The following is a 16,463-nucleotide window of genomic DNA, read 5'->3' on the forward strand; positions in this document are numbered from 1 at the left end:
CCGAGGGACCGGAAACCGGTTTCCCGCACGCTATTCCCCGCCGGCGTGCGGCGTCAAGGGCGCGGGCACGCCCGCGCCGTCCGACGTACGCTCGAAGGCGTGCAACCCGTGCCCCGACCGCTCGCCCCGACGTACCAGGACCGGCGGTGGGAGCTCCCGCCCGACGCCGTCGTGCACCACGGCACGGTGGACGACGCCGTGCGCGTCCTGACGGGCGGCACGGTCACCGCGCTGACCGGCGCGGGGGTGTCGACCGACTCCGGCATCCCGGACTACCGCAGCCCCGACTCGCCGAAGCGCGCGCCGATGACCTACCAGCAGTTCGTGGCGGACGAGGCGTTCCGCCGGCACTACTGGGCGCGCAACCACGTGGGCTGGCAGGTGGTGCACCGCACCGAGCCGAACGCGGGGCACCGCGCGCTCGCCCGGCTGGAGGACCGCGGCGTCCTGCGCGGCGTCATCACGCAGAACGTGGACCTGCTGCACGAGGACGCGGGCTCCCGGCACGTCATCGACCTGCACGGCCGCTACGACCGGGTGATCTGCCTGCAGTGCGGGCGCGTCGTCAGCCGCGCGCACCTCGCGGAACGGCTGGACGCGCTCAACCCGGGGTTCGTCGAGTCGCTGCTCGACGACGGCGCGACCGTCGCGGACATCGAGACCGCCCCGGACGCCGACGCCGTCATCGAGCAGACCAGCCACTTCGTGCCCGCCCCGTGCGAGTTCTGCGGCGGGGTGCTCAAGCCGGAGATCGTGTACTTCGGCGAGAACGTGCCGCGCGAGCGCGTGCAGCGCGCCTACGCCCTCGTGGACGGCGCCGACGCGCTGCTCGTGGCGGGCACGTCGCTCACGGTGATGAGCGGGCTGCGGTTCGTGCGGCACGCGGCGAAGGCGGGCAAGCCGGTCGTCATCGTCAACCGCGGCGAGACCCGCGGCGACCCGCTCGCCACCGTCAAGGTGGACGACGGCGTCACCGAGACGCTCGTCGCGCTCGCCGACCGGCTCTGACCGGGCCTCGGCGCCGTCAGGGCACCAGGTACGCGACGTCCCCGTTGGACGACCGGACCTCCACGGTGCGGTCGGCCTGCGGGTCCGTGGACCCCTCCGTGGTCTGCTCCCCGTTGGACGTCTCGATCGCGAGCCGCACGGGCTCGCCGTCGCCCACGACGGTCACGTCGCCGTTGCTGGACACGGCCCGGACGTCGCCGGTCACGCCGGAGACGTCGACGCGGCCGTTGCTGGTGTCGGCGTCGACGGAGCCCTGGACCCCCGTCACCTCGAGGTCACCGTTCGAGGACCGCGCGAGCACGTCCCCGGCGGCGTCGTCGACGACGACGTCCCCGTTGCTGCTGCTCGCGTCGAGGCGGCCCGAGCCGGAGGACTCGACGTCGCCGTTGCTCGACCGCAGCTCGGCGTCGCCCGCCACGCCCGCGGCCACCACGTCCCCGTTGGACGTGCGCACCACCAGCGTCGTGTCCGCCGGGAGGGTGACGGCGAGCTCGCCGCCGCACTCGCCGGCGACCCACGGCCAGTCCGGGCACTCGTGCGCCACGACCAGCCGGTCCGTGCCCTCGTCGGCCCGATAGGTCGGGCTCGTGAGGCCGCTGTGCGCGATCCGGTCGACCTCGACCTGCCCGCCCTCGACGGCACGCACCGTCACGTCGTCGTCGGCGACCAGCTCGACGGTGCCGACGGCGGCGTACGTCTCGTGCTGCGTGTCCGTGCTCGCGACCGCCCGGTCGACGAGGAACAACGCGCCCCAGGCCACGGCGAGCAGCCCGACGACGATGCCGACGACGAGCAGCGCGCGACCGACGGGGCTGCGGTGCGGCCCGGGCGCCTGCGCGGGCGTGGGCACGGGGGCGGGTCCGGTCGCGGTCATGGTCGTGCTCCGTTCTCGTCGAGCCACCGCAGCACGGCGAGCACGCGGCGGTTGTCGTCGGCGTCGGGCGGCAGCCCGAGCTTGGTGAGGATGCTGGTGACGTGCTTCTCGACGGCGGGCATCCCGACGACGAGGCGGTCCGCGATGGCGGTGTTGGAGCGGCCCTCGGCCATGAGCGTGAGCACCTCGCGCTCGCGGCGCGTGAGCTGGTCGAGGTCGGTGCGGCGGCTGCGGGCGATGACCTGCGTGACCACCTCGGGGTCGATGACGGTGCCGCCGCCGGCCACGCGGGCGACGGCGTCGAGGAACGCGTCGACGTCGGCCACCCGGTCCTTGAGCACGTACCCGAGGGCGTGCGCGCCGCGGGCCAGGAGCTCGGACGCGTAGCGCTGCTCGACGTACTGCGACAGCACGAGGATCGGCAGGTCCGGGTGCAGGCTGCGCAGGTGCAGCGCGGCCCGCAGGCCCTCGTCGGTGTGCGACGGCGGCATCCGGACGTCGGTGACGAGCAGGTCGGGCAGCGCGGCGCCGGGCCGCGACAGGGCGGCGACCAGCTCGTCGGCGGTGCGGTGGCCGGTCACCGTGTGGCCCTCGGCGGCCAGCAGCCGGGTCAGGCCGTCCAGGAGGAGCACGGAGTCCTCGGCGATCACGATGCGCACGGCACCTCCACGGTCAGTCGGGTGCCCGCGCCGGGCGGGCTGTCGAGCTCGAAGGCGCCGTCGAGCGCGGCGACCCGCCCGCGCAGGCCCGCGAGGCCGCTGCCGGGCGACGGCTCGGCGCCGCCCCGGCCGTCGTCCTCGACGACGACGCGCAGGCGGGCCGCGTCGTGCCCACCGCCGTCGTGGTCCACGACGTCCGCACGCACCCGGACCGAGCGTGCGTCGGCGTGCTTGGCCACGTTGGTCAGCGCCTCGGCGACGACGAAGTAGGCCGCGGCCTGCGCCGCGGAGCCCGCCCGCTCGACGTCGGGCGAGGCCTCGACCCGCACCGGCACGGGGCTGCGGGCGGCCAGCGCGGACAGCGCCGCGTCGAGCCCGCGGTCGGACAGGACCGCGGGGTGGATGCCGCGTACGAGGTCGCGCAGCTCGGCGAGGGTCGCCTTCACCTCGCCGTGCGCGTGCTCGAGGGCCGCGGCGGACGCGGCCGGGTCGTGGTCGGCGAGCCGGCGGGCGACGCCGAGCTCCACGCCGAGCGCGACCAGCCGCTGCTGGGCGCCGTCGTGCAGGTCGCGCTCGATGCGGCGCCGCTCGGCGTCCGCGGCCGCGACCGCCTGGGACCGCGTCTCGGTGAGGACGGCGGCGCGCTCGGCCGCCGCCGACGCCGCGTGCTCGGCGTCGCGCGCGCGGGCCCGGGCGAGGTCCGCCGCGGACGGGCCGAGGCAGACGCGCGCCAGGGCCAGGACGAGAAGCGCGCTCGCCTGGGCGAGCACCGCGGCGAGCCAGAACAGCAGCACCGCGCCGACGACGCCGACGACGAGCGCGAGCGGCCCGGCCGCCCCCGGCGCGTCGCCACCCACCGCGATCCCGCCGCGTGCCGCCACGACCACCAGCGCGACCGCGCCGCCCACGAGGGCCACCACCGCGGCGAAGCAGGCCGTGGACACGAGCATCCCGACGAACGCGTACCCCGCGGCCGCCCAGGCCCGCCCGTCGCGCAGCGCGGCCCGGAAGCCGGCCCACGACCGCGGCAGCCCGGTCGCGGCGGGCGCCGGGCCCGGCACCACGACGCCCGTCTGGGCGGCGAGCCGTTCCCGCTCGAGGGCGGCGAACCAGCGCGCGGCGGGCAGCGCCACGCCGAGCGCGAGCAGCCCGACGCCGAGGGCGGGCACGAGGATCGCCGAGACCAGGACCAGCACCCACACGACGACGCCCGCGCTCGCCAGCCACACCGTCCCGACGGCGAGCAGGGCGACGGCACGGCCCGTCGCCGCGTCGACGGGCGCACGCAGCAGCCCGGCCCGCGAACCCAGGGCCGGGGCGGCGTCCACGCCGCGCTCGGCGGCGTCCGTGCTGGTCATGACGTCGAGACTAGGTCGGCCGCGCCGCCCGTGGGCAGCCAGGTCACCCACGAGGTCACGGTAGGGATCCCCCGACCCCGGGCCCGGCGCTCAGGACGCCGGGACGCCGGGACGCTGCCGGGACCGGTGCTGCCAGGTCCGGTGCTGCCGCGACCACGGCGGGCGCCACGGCAGTCCCGCCGGCACGGCGACCGCCGCGACGGTGAGCACCCAGGCCGAGTAGTCGAGCCCGAGGCACGCCCAGATGCTCGTGTGCATCACCGCGACGGCGACCGCGAAGGGGATCCTGGTCCACGCGACGAGCAGGAGGAGCGGGGCCAGCAGCTCGAGACACAGGGCGCCGGTGGCGAGGAGCTGGGGCAGCGCGGGCAGGTTCGCCACGGCGAGGGTGAACCCCTCCCCGAGCGGGGACGTCCCCTGCCGCAGCACCCAGGCCATGTTGTCGCCCAGCGCCCACCCGGGCCCGCTGTGCCGCAGCTTCTGCACGCCGGTGAGCAGGTAGACGACGCCGACGACGGCGAGCGCCGCCCGCGGCGGCCAGCCCCACCGCAGGCTCCGGTCGTCCGCCGGGACGTCGCGGGTCGGCGGGGACGAGAACAGCAGGACGGTCGCCACGGTGACCGTGAGGACGTCGTTGTGCATGAACTTCCCCGAGCTGCCCCACAGGCCGGCGAGCACGACGTACGCCGCCCACGCGACCGCGAAGGCGAGCCGGGGACGCACGCGCCCGATCGCCAGCACCGCGGCCACGAACCCGACCGCCTGCAGCCCGACGAGCACGGCGACGGGCAGGTCAGGCACCCAGCCCACCAGGTTGAGGTGGCTGCGCAGCTCGGGCGGGCGGTCGGCGAGCTGCGCCCAGTCGCGGGTGAGCAGCCGGAGCCCGACGACGGCCGCGACCCCCGCGTGCACCCAGCGCGCCCGCCACGCCGGGCCCGGCGCGACCAGGCGGGCGTCGAGCGCGCGCGGCAGGGACGCGGCGCGACGCCGCGCGCGGGCGAGCGGGCCCGGAGCCGCGGGCGGCGGCGTGACGGCGGGCATGCTCCCCGTCGTGGGCGCGCTCACGGCCGCACCACGGCGACGACGGCCCGGCCCGTCTCGTGCTTCTCGCGGGTCTCGGCGTCCATCCGCCACGTCGTGCGTTCCAGCACCACCTGCGACACGTCCCCCGGACGTACCCCGGCGAGCTCGAGCCACGCGCCGACCAGCTCGCGCGCGTGGGCGGGGTCGGCGTCCTCGAGCTGCCGGTAGAGGTGGGTGGTCATGCCGAGCACCTCGCCGGCCGGGGGTCGCAGGTCGGTGCGCTCCCCGTCAAGCCCTTCTGCCCAGAGGGTCAAGCTCACTCCGTCGGCCGTGCGGGCGTTGCTGAAGAGCCGGTAGGCCGTGACCGGCCAGGCGTCGACCTGCACGAGTGCCGCGACGAGCAGCACCGACACCGCCGCATAGGTGACGACGCGGGCGCGCCGACGCTCGCGGGGCGGGGCGTCGAGGGCCTGCTCGGGGGCGCCGTTGGCCATGTATTCTCCTTTGCGCGCGCCACACTGTTCGTTGGGGCAGCGCAGGGAGGATAGCGCTCCCACACCCCGCATCGGGCCGTGACAGCGAAACCGAGCGGGTGAAAAACTGGCCGGACAGCGCGGCGCGGTGCGCCGGCGGCGAAGGAGGACGCGGTGGACGACGCGGTCGTGGTCGGTTCAGGCCCCAACGGGCTCGCCGCCGCCGTCACGCTCGCGCGGGCGGGGCTGTCCGTGACGGTCCTGGAGGCCAACGCGACGGTGGGCGGCGGTGCCCGCACGCTCGCGCCCGGCGACGACGGCGACCTGCTCGCGGGGCTGCCCGCCGGCGTCGTGCACGACGTGTGCTCGGCGGTGCACCCGATGGCCTGGGCGTCGCCGTTCTTCCGCGCGTTCGACCTGCGCGCACACGGCGTCGACCTCCTGACGCCCGAGGTGTCCTACGCGCAGCCGCTGCCCGGCGGGCGTGCCGCCGTCGCCTACCGCGACCTGGAGCGGACGGCCGAGGGCCTGGGGCCCGACGGCGCGGCGTGGCGCGCGCTGATGGGCCCGCTGGCCGAGCAGTGGGAGGCCGTGGTCGCCGTCGGCATGGGCGACCGGCGGTCGGTGCCGCCCGGGATCCTCGACGCGCCCGACCCGCTGCGCGCCGGAGCGGGCGCCGTCCGCTTCGCGCTGGCGCTGCTGGAGCAGGGCACGCGGGCGTGGGACGCCCGGTTCTCCGGCGACGGCGGCGCGCTGCTGACCGGCGTCGCCGCGCACACCATCACCCCGCTGCCCTCGCTCTCCGCCGCCGGCACCGCGCTGCTGCTGGGCGCCCTGGCGCACGCCACCCCCGGCCGGGACGCCCGGTTCGACGGCGGCTGGCCCGTGCCCCGCGGCGGGTCCGGGGCGATCGTGGCGGCGCTCGTCGCGGACCTGGAGGCGCACGGGGGGCGGGTCGTGACGGGGCACCGGGTGCGCACGCCGGCGGACCTGCCCGCCGCGCGCGTCGTCCTGTTCGACACGACGCCGCGCACCCTGCTCGACGTGCTGGGCCCCGCCGTCGCGCCGGGCCTGCGCCGTGCCCTGGGGGCGTTCCGGCACGGGAACGCCGCCGCCAAGGTCGACTTCGTGCTGTCCGGCCCGGTGCCCTGGGCGGACCCGGAGGTCGGCCTGGCGGGCACCGTGCACGTCGGCGGCACGCGCGCCGAGATGGCCGCGGCCGAGAACGCCGTCGCCGCCGGCCGGCACGCCGAGCGGCCCGTGTGCCTGGTCAGCGACCCCACCGTCGTCGACCCGTCCCGCCGTGTCGTGGCCGGGGACGTCGAGCTGCGCCCCCTGTGGGCGTACGCGCACGTGCCCGCCGGTTCCGACGTCGACGTCACCGAGGCGGTCACCGCGCAGATCGAGCGGTTCGCGCCGGGGTTCCGGGACGTCGTCGTCGCCTCGCGCGCGATCCCCGCGACCGCCATGGCGGAGCACAACCAGAACTACGTGGGCGGGGACATCTCCGCCGGCGCGGCGACCATGTGGCAGATGTTCTCCCGCCCGACGCTGCGCGCGAACCCCTACCGCGTGGCCGGCGGGGTCTACCTCTGCTCGGCGTCGACGCCGCCCGGCCCGGGCATGCACGGCATGGGCGGCTGGCACGCCGCCCGCCGCGCCTTGCGCGACGTCTTCGGCGTCCGCGTCGCGGCGCTGTGACCCGCCCGCGAGACAGGGGCGACACGCGTCACGCCGGCGCGGCGGCCCAGCGGGTCGTGCGGCCGGCAAGGTCCGTGATCCCGACCCGGCCCGTCGGTGAGAGCGTCGTGACGCGCCCTCGCGCGGCCCACCGGCCGGCGTAGCGTTCCGCGAGCGCCGACTCTGCGGCGGAGTCCCCGGCGTCGGCCGCGACCAGCAGCGCGGCGACCTCGTCGGCGAGCGCGTCCAGCTCGTCGGACGACGGCTCGTCGGCGCCGTCGCGCGCCTCCTGCGCCCACAGCTCCGCGACCCCGGGGACGTCGTCGGGCGTGCCGCCCCACACGTCCCACAGCAGCACCTCGTCGCGCATCCGGTGCGCCAGCTCGAGCAGCACGTACCCGCGCACGAAGTCCTTCCCGCCCAGGTGCGGCATCCCGGGGTCCACGCCGTACGACGCCGGGTCCACCTCGCCCGCGCGGATCGCGCGCCACACCTCCGCCGCCGTGGGGAACGGGGAGTCCGGGCCCGTGGGCATGTCGCGCACGTCGAAGCCCCGGTCGCCCTCGGGCGTCAGCTCGGGGTCCCAGCGGACCCAGCGGCCCGCTCCTGCGCCGTCCTGCGCCCAGTGCTCCACGACGACGTGGTCGTGGAAGAACGGCGGCTCGAAGTAGCCCGCGAACCCGATCCGCGACCGCGCGGGCACGCCGTGCTCGCGCAGCACGCCGAGGGAGAACAGCGTGTGGTCACGGCAGCAGCCGGCCACCTGCCGCGACAGGTCGCGCGGCGCGTCGAGCCCGCCGGTCTGCCGGGCGACGGCGGTGTCGAGGATCGTCGCCAGCCAGCGCTGGTCGATGTCGGCGCGCTGGGCGTCGGTCAGCGCCGGCCGCCCCGCGCGGTAGTGCACGATCGTCCGGCACGCCGCGGCCCCCGTGGCGGCCGGCGTGGGCGCGACGGCGCGGAGCAGGTCGCCGTGCGGCCCGGGGTCGGAGTACGCGCTGTGCCGGGCGTAGTCGTCCAGGGTGGGTGCCGCCGGGGTGGGGGCCGCCGCGCGTGCCGTCGTGTCCATGCCCTGCTGACCTCCGTCGTCGTGGGGACTCATCGGCCCGCACGGCGTCGTCGTCAGCGGCGGGACTCGAAGAAGTCTCGCAGGATTCCGCCGCACTCGGCCTCGCGCACGCCGCCCACCACCTCGACGGCATGGTTCGCGCGCTGGTCGCGCACGAGGTCCCAGACAGACCCGGTGGCGCCGGCCTTGGGATCCCACGCGCCGAGGACGAGCCGCCGCACCCGCGCCGCGACGAGCGCGCCCGCGCACATGACGCACGGCTCGAGCGTGACGACGAGCGTGCAGCCCTCGAGCCGCCACTCGCCGAGCGTCGTGGCCGCCTGCCGCAGCGCGAGCACCTCGGCGTGCGCCGTCGGGTCCCCGGTCTCCTCGCGGCGGTTGCGGCCGAGCCCGACGAGCCGGCCGTCCGCGTCGACGACGAGCGCCCCCACGGGGACGTCGTCGCTGGCCAGCGCGTGCGTCGCCTCGTGCAGCGCCAGCCCCATGAGCGCGTCCCACACCGCGCGCCGCTGGCTGACCGTGTGCGGCGGGAACTCGCCGTCGGCCCAGGGCAGCGCGAGACCACGGGCACCCGTGTCGCCGTCGTTCCCCACGCCACCTCCCGAGCTGTCAGACTCACGTCCCGGTATAGACCAACCTGGCTCTGACAACTCTGGGGCTCTCCGAGGTGTCAGACTCACGTCAGGGTATAGAGAGTCCTGGCTCTGACAACTCACGCGGGTCACTCGCCCGGGTACCGTGGGGCCATGCGCCTGCACGTCGCCGACCACCCGCTGGTGGACCACAAGCTCACCGTCCTCCGCGACGAGAACACCCCGTCGGCGACGTTCCGTCTCCTCGTCGACGAGCTCGTGACCCTGCTCGCCTACGAGGCGACGCGGCACGTGCGCACCGAGCCGAAGGAGATCCGCACCCCGGTCACCACGACCACGGGCGTGCGCCTGAGCGACCCGAGCCCCATCGTGGTGCCCATCCTGCGGGCCGGGCTGGGGATGCTCGAGGGCATGACGCGCATGATCCCGACGGCGGAGGTCGGCTTCCTCGGCCTGCAGCGCGACGAGTCCACCTACGAGGCCGTCACGTACGCGAACCGCCTGCCCGACGACCTCACCGACCGGCAGGTCTTCCTGCTGGACCCGATGCTCGCCACGGGCGGCACGCTCGTCGCGGCCATCGACTACGTGCTGGAGCGCGGCGCCCGCGACGTCACCGCCGTCTGCCTGCTGGCCACGCCCGAGGGCCTCAAGGTGCTCGAGGAGGCGATCGGCTCGCGCGTCGACGTCCAGATCGTCGTGGCCGCCGTCGACGAGCGCCTCAACGACCAGAAGTACATCGTGCCCGGCCTCGGCGACGCCGGGGACCGGCTGTACGGCATCGTCTGATCCGTCGGCCGGCGACGGCCACCGCCTCAGCGGTACTCGCAGTCCCCGATCCGCTCCCACGCCCGGCCCCACCCGTGGCCCGACCAGCGGCCGTCGCCGTTCCCGAGGCCGAGGCCCTGAGCGTCGGGCGCGGCGTCCCCGCGCCCCACGTACCGGTAGTTCCTGCCGTGCCACGACGCCACGTCGCCCACCTCGTACCCGCCGCCCCAGCGGACCCGGTCCGCGCACCAGCCGGTCGTGCCGGTGAAGGGCTCGACGGCGAGGTCGGTCGACCAGTCGCCGGCCCCTACGGTGAACGTGGCGCCGTCGCGGCCCCGCACGGTGCCGCCGTCGGCGGTCATGCTCTGGCGAGCGGGCACGGTGACGTCGACGGACGCGCCGTTCGAGCCGCGCACCGTGAAGTCCTGCGGCACCGACGAGCCGGTGTTGTCGAGCACCACCGACACCGGCCGGGTGGACGTCGAGCGCCACCGGCCCTTCTCCACCTGCACGGCGCCCTGGTCCAGCCGCGCCCGCGGGTCGACGACGACGCACGACACCGCGTCGTGGTCGACGGTCCGTTCCACGGCCCGCCGGGCGCCCTCGATGTCGCGGCCGAGCCGGACGGTCACCTGGCCGGCGTCGGCCGTCAGCCCGCCCGGCGCGGTGCGGAGCGTGGCGGTGGAGCCCGGCTCGACCGACGTCCCGTCCCCGCCGCCGAGGGCCGCCGTCCACGCGACGTCGCCACGGTTGCGCACGTCGACCTCCACCTGCGCCCGGTCGTCGACGCACCGGGTCGCGGTGGACACGTCCACCGAGCCGGGCCAGCTCACGGTCGCGCAGCTCTCGAACCCCGGGACGTCGACGGTCGCGAGGTCGCGCCCGTCGGCGGTCACCGCCACGGTGCGGGTGCCCCACGGCACGGACACCGTCAGGGTCCCCGTCGCACCGGCGTCGACCGTCGCGGCCCGCCCGTCACCGGCCCCGTCGGTCGTCGCGAACCGCACGGCGTGGGTGGAGCCGGTGTTGTCGACGGGGAGCGTCACGGTGCGCCAGGACGTGTCGGCGGCGGCGTCGAACCGGCACTCGGTCGCGGCGAGCGTCGCGGGCCCACCGACGGCGGGGGCGAGCACGGCGGCGTCGTACGGCGCCGTCGGGGCGACGGCGGGCACGACGCCCTGCGCGGGCTCGTCGCCGTCGCGGTCCGCCACCCAGCGGTACAGCTGGAACTCGGCGGCACCCGCGGTGAGCGACCTGCGGTCCGTGGCGGCGACGAAGGTCGCGCTCTCGCCCGGCGCGAGCCGCTTCGGGTCGGTGCTGACGCCGGCGGCGGTCATCCCGACCCGCATCGCCTCGTCGCTGGTGTTGGTCAGCGTGCCGCGCACCTGCAGGCGGCCGTCGACGTTCACGGTCTCGGCGGACCTCGTCACGGACCAGCTCGGGTCGTAGCAGTCCGTGGAGGCGTGCGCCCCGGCGGGCACGCTGGTGCGGTACGTCTCGCCGCCGAGCGTCGTCGCGACCGTCCACGTCGCACCGCCCGCGGGGACCCGGAGCCCGTCGGGCACCTGCACGGTGACCGCCTCCCCGGGCGCGACCTCCTGCGCCGCCGCGGCGGAGTCGCCGGCGGCCTCGAGGCGCACCGCCAGCGTCTGGTCGGTGAGGTTGACGTAGGTGCCCTCGACCACCGCGGAGGCGGTGCCCACCCCACCGACGGCGACGCACCGCGCCTGGACGGCGTGCGCACCCGACGCGGCCCCCGCCCACGACCTCGCGACCGTCACGGCCGCGCTGCCGCCCACCGTGTGCGGGGAACCGGGCAGCTGCGGGACGGCGGCGACCGCCACCGCGCCCGGCGCGGCCGAGCCGTCCGCCACGACGCGCAGCCGGACCGACCGCTGCTCCCCCGGGGCCAGCGGGGCCGCCTCGGGGCGGGCCACGCAGGTCCAGACCGCTCCGGCGTCGCCCGCGCCGCCCGACACGCACACGAGGTCGCCGTCGGACGCCACCGGCCGCAGCCCCGCGGGCACCTCGAGCTGCACCGACCAGGCGGCGGCGGGCTGGTCGCCCGTGTTCCGCACGGCGACGGGCACCCAGGCGGCGCCCGGGTTGGAGACCGGGACGGTGTCGCCCGCGGAGGCCGTGAGCTCGGCCCCGAAGGGCCGCACCGTCGTGGGCGGCAGCGCGACGTCCTCCCGGCCGACGCCGTCCGCCCAGACCGCCGCCCCGATCGCATAGCTGCCGCCGGCGTGCGCGCGCACCGGCACCGAGACGTCACGGGACTCGCCCGGCTCGAGCGTTCCCACCGTGCAGCGGGCCGTGCGACCGGTGGCGTCGCCAGGGGCGCACGACAGTGCGGCGGGGACGGCGAGGGCGTCGGCCGCCGGCGGGTCACCGGCGACCAGGGGGTCGCCTGCCGCCAGGGGGTCGCCTGCCGCCAGGGGATCGCCGGCGGCGGCGCCTGCCGGCGCCTGCGGGAACGCGAGGTCGACGCCGTCCGGCAGCGCGACCTCGACGACGGTCGAGCTCGCCGCCGCCTGCCCCGTGTTGCCGACCGTGAGCACCAGGGGCTGCGCCGTGCGGGGCTCCAGCGGTGCCGCGGCGGCCGTGACCGTGAGATCCGCGACGGGCGCGAACGGCGTGGTGCCGAGCAGGTTGGCCGGGCTCGTCGGGTCGGCGGAGGGCTCGACGGGATCGTCGTCGGCCGGCCGGACCACACCGTCGCCGGGCTGCTCCCCGGGCGGCACCCACGGGGCGCCCTGGACGGTCACCGGCGCCGGCGTGAGCACCGGCGGCTCCTCGCCGCCGCCGAGCGCGTTGAGCACCGTGACGACCCCGACGGTGGCGACGGCGACGGCGCTCGCCGCCGCGGCGACGCCCGCCGTGCCGACCGCCGCACCCGCGGCAGCCGCGGTGCCCGCCGTCGCCACCGCGGTGGTCCCGGCCGTCGCCGCGGTGGCCGCGGTGGCCGTGGCGGCTCCCGCCGCCGTCGTGCCCGCCGTCGCGGCCGCCGTCGTCCCGGCCGCGGCGCCCGTGACGCCCGCGCCGCCGGTGATGCTCGCTCCGCCGACCGTGGCGGCCCCGACGCTGCTGCCCGCGGCGGTGCTCGTGCCCGCGACCGTGCCGACGCTCCCGGCGCCCGCGGCGCTGCCGACCCCCACGGCGCCGCCGGTCGCCGCCGCGCCGCCGAGAGCACCGCCGAGCGCGCCACCGATGGGCAGCGCTCCCAGGACCGCCAGCCCCGCGAGCCCGACGACCAGCGGCGCCACGACCGCCCGCATCCCGTGGGCGATGTCGCCCAGCTCGAGCACGAGCGACCGGCACTCCGCGCACGCCTCGAGGTGCGCGTCGACCTTGGCGACCTCGCGCCGGGCGAGGCCCCCGCGCACGTACGCGCCGAGCAGCGGGTTCACCACGCGGCAGCCGCCGGTGGGCGCGTGCGTGAGGTGCTCCTGCAGGTAGCCCACCCGCAGCCCCTCGCGGGCCCGGTAGGCGAGGGCGGACACCCCGTTGGGCGTGAGCCCGAGGATCGGCGCCACCTCCGCCGGCGCGCGCCCCTCGATCTCCGTGTACCAGAGCACGGCCTGCCAGCGCTCCGGCAGCGCCTGGTAGGCGTTCTTCACCACGGAGTGCTCGAAGCCCTCGAACGTGGCGACGTCGGTGGGGTCCACCAGGCCGAGCGCGGCCTCGAACGTGCCGTCGTCGGACGTCGGGCGGGTCCGCTTCACGCCCCGCGCGAGGTCGGCGGCGAGGCGCCGCACCACGGTGAGCAGGTAGGCCCGGAAGGTCGCGTCGGGGCCGCCGCCGTGCTGCAGCACGTCGAGCACGCGGTGGAACGCCTCGGACACCAGGTCGTCCGCGTCGGCCGACGACCGGACGTACTGCCGGGCCACGGCCCGCGCCGCCGGGACGTGCCGGGTGTACAGGGCCCCGAACGCCTCGAGGTCTCCGCCACGCACGTCGAGGATCAGCTCGGCGTCACTACGCGCCGAGTCGTCCGACCCCACGTAGACGTCCGTCATGGCCGACCTCGCTCCGCACCTGATGCTGCGCGACAAGGGGCACACGCAGACCCCCGTACTTTACGCGCCCGGAGCACCCCCCTGGGGGTGAATTTCGGCGCGAGATCCGCGAGATTCCGTGCCTCAGGCAGCGGAGAGGGCTATCCCGGGGCATCTGCCGGTGAAAGTGCCCCACAACTGCGTCATGATGGCTGCCCATGGCGGTCCCATCATCATGAACCGGTCCACGAGCGGCCCCCCGGACGCGCCCGAGGACGTCTCGGGCGTGATCGACCGCTGGCGCGCGACGAGCCTCGCCGAGGTGTGGCTACGCCCTGACGACTGGTACCACCCTGCCGTGGACGCGCTCGTCGAGGCCTTCGACGACGGCCGCTCCCCCCACGCGGCCGCCCACCGCCTCGGCGCGGCGCGCGGACGGGCCGGCGTCGGCCTCGGCGAGACGCTGGACGACGTCGAGTGCCTGTACCGCTCCGCCCACCTCCCGCCGGACCCGGACGCGATCCGCGCCGTGGCCGTCGGGTGGGTGCGCGGCCGGGACTCCGAGCCGGCGCTCGGCACGCTGCGCGACCCCAGCTCCGGCCTGCCCACCCGCGAGTACCTGGCTGAGCGGCTGCGCGAGACCTACGGCGCTGCCGTCGGCGCGGAGCTGGGCGTGCCGGACACCCACTGCCTCGTCGTCGTCGACGTCGCCGTCGACGGGCTCGCCCCCTGGGACCGTGCGGCGCGCTCCGCGACCGTGGGCCGCGCCCTCGAGCAGGTCTTCGGGGAGGGCCACCCGATGGCCGCGCTCACCGACGGCGTGTTCACCGTGCTGGCCCGCCGTGACACGGGGGTGCCCGACCTGGCCAAGGCCACCCGCGGCGTGGTCGAGCGCAACGCCTCGCTCATGGGCCTCGGGGACGCGCTGAGGCGCCCCACCCGGGTGTGGGTGGAGCGCCTCCCGACGTCGCACGCCGCGGCCGTCGAGCTGCTCACGCAGCTGGCCCGCTGACTCCCGTCGAACGCGAGGTCAGTGCGTCGCGTACGTGAGGCAGTCGGCGTGGCCCTCGTCGTCCGGGCCGGGCCCGACGCGGATGGCCGACGCCGCGCACTCGAGGTCGGAGTTGTGGACGCAGTCCCCGCGCTGGCAGGCGCCCACGTGGGCGACGACCTTCTCGAGCCCGCCCTTGGAGCTCAGCGGGATGAACGTGGCGCACGACGCGTCACCGGTGTGCCCGGCGATCGTGACCGCGCCGGCGTGACAGCCGTGGTCGTGGTTGTAGCCGCAGCCATCGACGGTGCACTCGGTGACCTCGGGCATCTCCATCAGCGTGCTCATCGCGTGCTCCTCCGTCGCTCGACGCCGGCTCTCGCCGCCTACGAACCACGATATTCCTTTCGTAGGAATATGCACAGCGAATTCGCCGTCGAATTCAGTGAGGAAAGCCTTGCCAATTGATTCTCGAATAAGAGAAGAATTGCGTTGCGAAAATCCGCTCAGCCGCGGCGGTGCGGGCGCCACAGCACCAGCGCGCCCTCCTCGGGCTCGAGGTCGGCCCGCTCCACCCGGCGCACGCGCTGACCGCGGCGCACCACCACGACGTCACCCGTCGTCCCGGCCGTGAACACCCGGCCGCCGGGCTGCATCGCGAGCGCGGCGAGCCGCCCCTCGAGCTGGGCGACGTGCTCCTGCAGGTCGAGGATGCGCCGGATCCCGGCGAGGTTGATGCCCTCGACCTGCGCGAGGCGCTGCACCTCGAGCAGGCGTGCGACGTCGCGCTGGGAGTAGCGGCGGCCGCGCCCGGCGGTGCGGCGCGGCGTGACCAGCCCGAGGCGGTCGTACTGGCGGAGCGTCTGCGGGTGCATGCCCGCGAGCCGGGCCGCCTGCGACACGGTCAGCACCGGCGCGTCCTCGGTGACCATCGCTACCTCCCTCGCCGCCGCACCACAGGCCGCGTCATTCGGCCGCGCGCTGCGCGAGCCCCGCCCGGACGTCCTCGTGGTCGCTCTCGGCGGCGAACGCCTCGAGCGCCTCCTTCGCCTTCTTGCTGAGCTTCTGCGGCACGGCCACCTGGACCGTGACCAGCAGGTCGCCCTGCGACTTCGCGGTCCTGACGCCGCGGCCCTTGACCCGCAGCACGCGCCCGGTGGGCGTGCCCGCCGGCACCTTGAGCCTCACGGTGTGCCCGTCGAGCGTCGGCACCTCGACCGTCGTGCCCAGCGCGGCCTCCGCGAACGTCACGGGGACCGTCATGCGCAGGTTCGCGCCGTCGAGCGTGAACACCGGGTGCGGCGCGACGTGCACGGTGACCACGAGGTCGCCGGCGTCGCCGCCGCCCGAGCCCGGGCGCCCCTTGCCGCGGATGCGCAGCTTGCGGCCGTCGTTCACCCCGGCGGGGATCTTCGTCTTGACCTTGCGACCGTCCACCGTGAACTCCACGGTGGCGCCCTCCACCGCCGTGCGGAACGGCAGCGTGGTCTCGGCCGCGACGTCCGGGCCCTTCTGCGGCGTCGTGAAGCCGGCGCGCTGCCGGCCGCCGCGGAAGCCGCCCTGGCCGCCGAGCATGGAGCTGAGGATGTCCTCGAAGCCCCCGCCACCCGCGCCGCCCTGCGGGTACTGCTGGTACCGCACGTTCGGGCCGGCGCCGCCGCCGAACATCGAGCCGAAGACGTCCTCGAAGCCGTTGCCGCCGCCGCCCGGGCCCGCCGCGAAGCGGGCGCCGCCGCCGGCCATGGCGCGCACGGCGTCGTACTGCTGGCGCTGCTCGGAGTCGGACAGCACGGCGTACGCCTCGCCGATCTCCTTGAACTTCGCCTCCGCCGACGCGTCGCCCGGGTTCTGGTCCGGGTGGTACTGGCGCGCGAGCTTGCGGTACGCCTTCTTGATGGCCGCGTCGTCCGCGTCCTTGGGGACGCCGAGAGCGGAGTAGAAGTCCTTCTCGATCCAGTCCTGACCTGTCACG

The 16,463-nt window shown here is 76.4% G+C and carries 15 protein-coding genes; 4 read left to right on the forward strand and 11 right to left on the reverse strand.

Going from position 1 to position 16,463, the window contains the following annotated elements:
* Positions 1–99 precede the first annotated feature (99 nt).
* Entirely contained in the window at positions 100–1,008 is a 909-nt protein-coding gene (locus tag ABZ493_RS03910; protein WP_430580867.1) for an NAD-dependent protein deacetylase, read from the forward strand.
* A 16-nt stretch (positions 1,009–1,024) separates the two neighbouring features.
* Here the strand turns inward: ABZ493_RS03910 and ABZ493_RS03915 are convergent, their stop codons facing one another.
* The 5 genes from ABZ493_RS03915 to ABZ493_RS03935 form a co-directional block, all read right to left on the reverse strand.
* Entirely contained in the window at positions 1,025–1,882 is an 858-nt protein-coding gene (locus ABZ493_RS03915) for a hypothetical protein (protein ID WP_430580868.1), read from the reverse strand.
* The gene (locus ABZ493_RS03920; protein ID WP_430580869.1) at positions 1,879–2,541 is read right to left on the reverse strand and encodes a response regulator transcription factor; all 663 of its coding nucleotides are present in this window, start codon (positions 2,539–2,541) and stop codon (positions 1,879–1,881) included. Before ABZ493_RS03920 ends, ABZ493_RS03915 begins: the two co-directional genes overlap by 4 nt.
* Positions 2,529–3,899 carry a histidine kinase gene (locus ABZ493_RS03925; protein ID WP_430580870.1) on the reverse strand — a complete coding sequence of 457 codons (1,371 nt, stop codon included), beginning with the start codon at positions 3,897–3,899 and terminating at the stop codon, positions 2,529–2,531. Before ABZ493_RS03925 ends, ABZ493_RS03920 begins: the two co-directional genes overlap by 13 nt.
* A 90-nt stretch (positions 3,900–3,989) precedes the next feature.
* Positions 3,990–4,964 (reverse strand): hypothetical protein, encoded by a 975-nt coding sequence (locus ABZ493_RS03930; protein WP_430580871.1) that lies wholly within the window; start codon positions 4,962–4,964, stop codon positions 3,990–3,992.
* Entirely contained in the window at positions 4,961–5,416 is a 456-nt protein-coding gene (locus tag ABZ493_RS03935; protein ID WP_430580872.1) for a hypothetical protein, read from the reverse strand. The genes ABZ493_RS03930 and ABZ493_RS03935 overlap by 4 nt, the downstream gene beginning before the upstream one ends.
* A gap of 153 nt (positions 5,417–5,569) precedes the next feature.
* Between ABZ493_RS03935 and ABZ493_RS03940 the strand changes: the two genes are divergently transcribed.
* Complete coding sequence (locus ABZ493_RS03940) at positions 5,570–7,096, forward strand: NAD(P)/FAD-dependent oxidoreductase (protein ID WP_430580873.1); 1,527 nt, start codon at positions 5,570–5,572, stop codon at positions 7,094–7,096.
* A 28-nt stretch (positions 7,097–7,124) separates the two neighbouring features.
* Here the strand turns inward: ABZ493_RS03940 and ABZ493_RS03945 are convergent, their stop codons facing one another.
* Both ABZ493_RS03945 and ABZ493_RS03950 read right to left on the reverse strand, forming a co-directional pair.
* Positions 7,125–8,141 carry a transglutaminase domain-containing protein gene (locus ABZ493_RS03945; protein ID WP_430580874.1) on the reverse strand — a complete coding sequence of 339 codons (1,017 nt, stop codon included), beginning with the start codon at positions 8,139–8,141 and terminating at the stop codon, positions 7,125–7,127.
* A gap of 53 nt (positions 8,142–8,194) precedes the next feature.
* The gene (locus tag ABZ493_RS03950; protein WP_430580957.1) at positions 8,195–8,626 is read right to left on the reverse strand and encodes a nucleoside deaminase; all 432 of its coding nucleotides are present in this window, start codon (positions 8,624–8,626) and stop codon (positions 8,195–8,197) included.
* 261 nt (positions 8,627–8,887) lie between these two features.
* On the opposite strand from ABZ493_RS03950, the gene upp reads away from it, so the two are divergent.
* Positions 8,888–9,523, forward strand: a complete 636-nt coding sequence (upp, locus tag ABZ493_RS03955; protein WP_430580875.1) for a uracil phosphoribosyltransferase — start codon at positions 8,888–8,890, stop codon at positions 9,521–9,523.
* 26 nt (positions 9,524–9,549) lie between these two features.
* Here upp and ABZ493_RS03960 read toward each other — a convergent pair whose 3' ends face one another.
* Positions 9,550–13,521, reverse strand: coding sequence for a sigma-70 family RNA polymerase sigma factor (locus ABZ493_RS03960; RefSeq protein WP_430580876.1), 3,972 nt, complete (start codon positions 13,519–13,521; stop codon positions 9,550–9,552).
* Positions 13,522–13,735: 214 nt separating this feature from the next.
* On the opposite strand from ABZ493_RS03960, the gene ABZ493_RS03965 reads away from it, so the two are divergent.
* Positions 13,736–14,512: a hypothetical protein gene (locus ABZ493_RS03965; protein WP_430580877.1), complete on the forward strand. Its 777-nt coding sequence runs from the start codon at positions 13,736–13,738 to the stop codon at positions 14,510–14,512.
* 18 nt (positions 14,513–14,530) lie between these two features.
* On the opposite strand, the gene ABZ493_RS03970 is transcribed toward ABZ493_RS03965, so the two are convergent.
* From ABZ493_RS03970 to ABZ493_RS03980, 3 genes are all read right to left on the reverse strand, one after another.
* Positions 14,531–14,839 carry a DUF1540 domain-containing protein gene (locus ABZ493_RS03970; RefSeq protein WP_430580878.1) on the reverse strand — a complete coding sequence of 103 codons (309 nt, stop codon included), beginning with the start codon at positions 14,837–14,839 and terminating at the stop codon, positions 14,531–14,533.
* 158 nt (positions 14,840–14,997) lie between these two features.
* On the reverse strand, positions 14,998–15,423 hold the full coding sequence (locus ABZ493_RS03975) for a helix-turn-helix transcriptional regulator (protein ID WP_430580879.1): 426 nt from the start codon (positions 15,421–15,423) through the stop codon (positions 14,998–15,000).
* Positions 15,424–15,457: 34 nt separating this feature from the next.
* On the reverse strand, positions 15,458–16,462 hold the full coding sequence (locus ABZ493_RS03980) for a DnaJ C-terminal domain-containing protein (protein ID WP_430580880.1): 1,005 nt from the start codon (positions 16,460–16,462) through the stop codon (positions 15,458–15,460).
* Position 16,463: the final 1 nt, after the last annotated feature.

The organism is Isoptericola sp. NPDC019482, from assembly GCF_040632295.1.
GTDB lineage: Bacteria > Actinomycetota > Actinomycetes > Actinomycetales > Cellulomonadaceae > Isoptericola.

Excerpts from the sequence above, each read along its gene's own strand:
- ABZ493_RS03915 (WP_430580868.1), bottom strand. The coding sequence starts at position 1,882 with ATGACCGCGACCGGACCCGCCCCCGTGCCCACGCCCGCGCAGGCGCCC.
- ABZ493_RS03925 (WP_430580870.1), bottom strand. The coding sequence starts at position 3,899 with ATGACCAGCACGGACGCCGCCGAGCGCGGCGTGGACGCCGCCCCGGCC.
- ABZ493_RS03935 (WP_430580872.1), bottom strand. The coding sequence starts at position 5,416 with ATGGCCAACGGCGCCCCCGAGCAGGCCCTCGACGCCCCGCCCCGCGAG.
- ABZ493_RS03945 (WP_430580874.1), bottom strand. The coding sequence starts at position 8,141 with ATGGACACGACGGCACGCGCGGCGGCCCCCACCCCGGCGGCACCCACC.
- ABZ493_RS03950 (WP_430580957.1), bottom strand. The coding sequence starts at position 8,626 with ATGGGGCTGGCGCTGCACGAGGCGACGCACGCGCTGGCCAGCGACGAC.
- upp (WP_430580875.1), top strand. The coding sequence starts at position 8,888 with ATGCGCCTGCACGTCGCCGACCACCCGCTGGTGGACCACAAGCTCACC.
- ABZ493_RS03960 (WP_430580876.1), bottom strand. The coding sequence starts at position 13,521 with ATGACGGACGTCTACGTGGGGTCGGACGACTCGGCGCGTAGTGACGCC.
- ABZ493_RS03965 (WP_430580877.1), top strand. The coding sequence starts at position 13,736 with ATGAACCGGTCCACGAGCGGCCCCCCGGACGCGCCCGAGGACGTCTCG.
- ABZ493_RS03970 (WP_430580878.1), bottom strand. The coding sequence starts at position 14,839 with ATGAGCACGCTGATGGAGATGCCCGAGGTCACCGAGTGCACCGTCGAT.
- ABZ493_RS03975 (WP_430580879.1), bottom strand. The coding sequence starts at position 15,423 with ATGGTCACCGAGGACGCGCCGGTGCTGACCGTGTCGCAGGCGGCCCGG.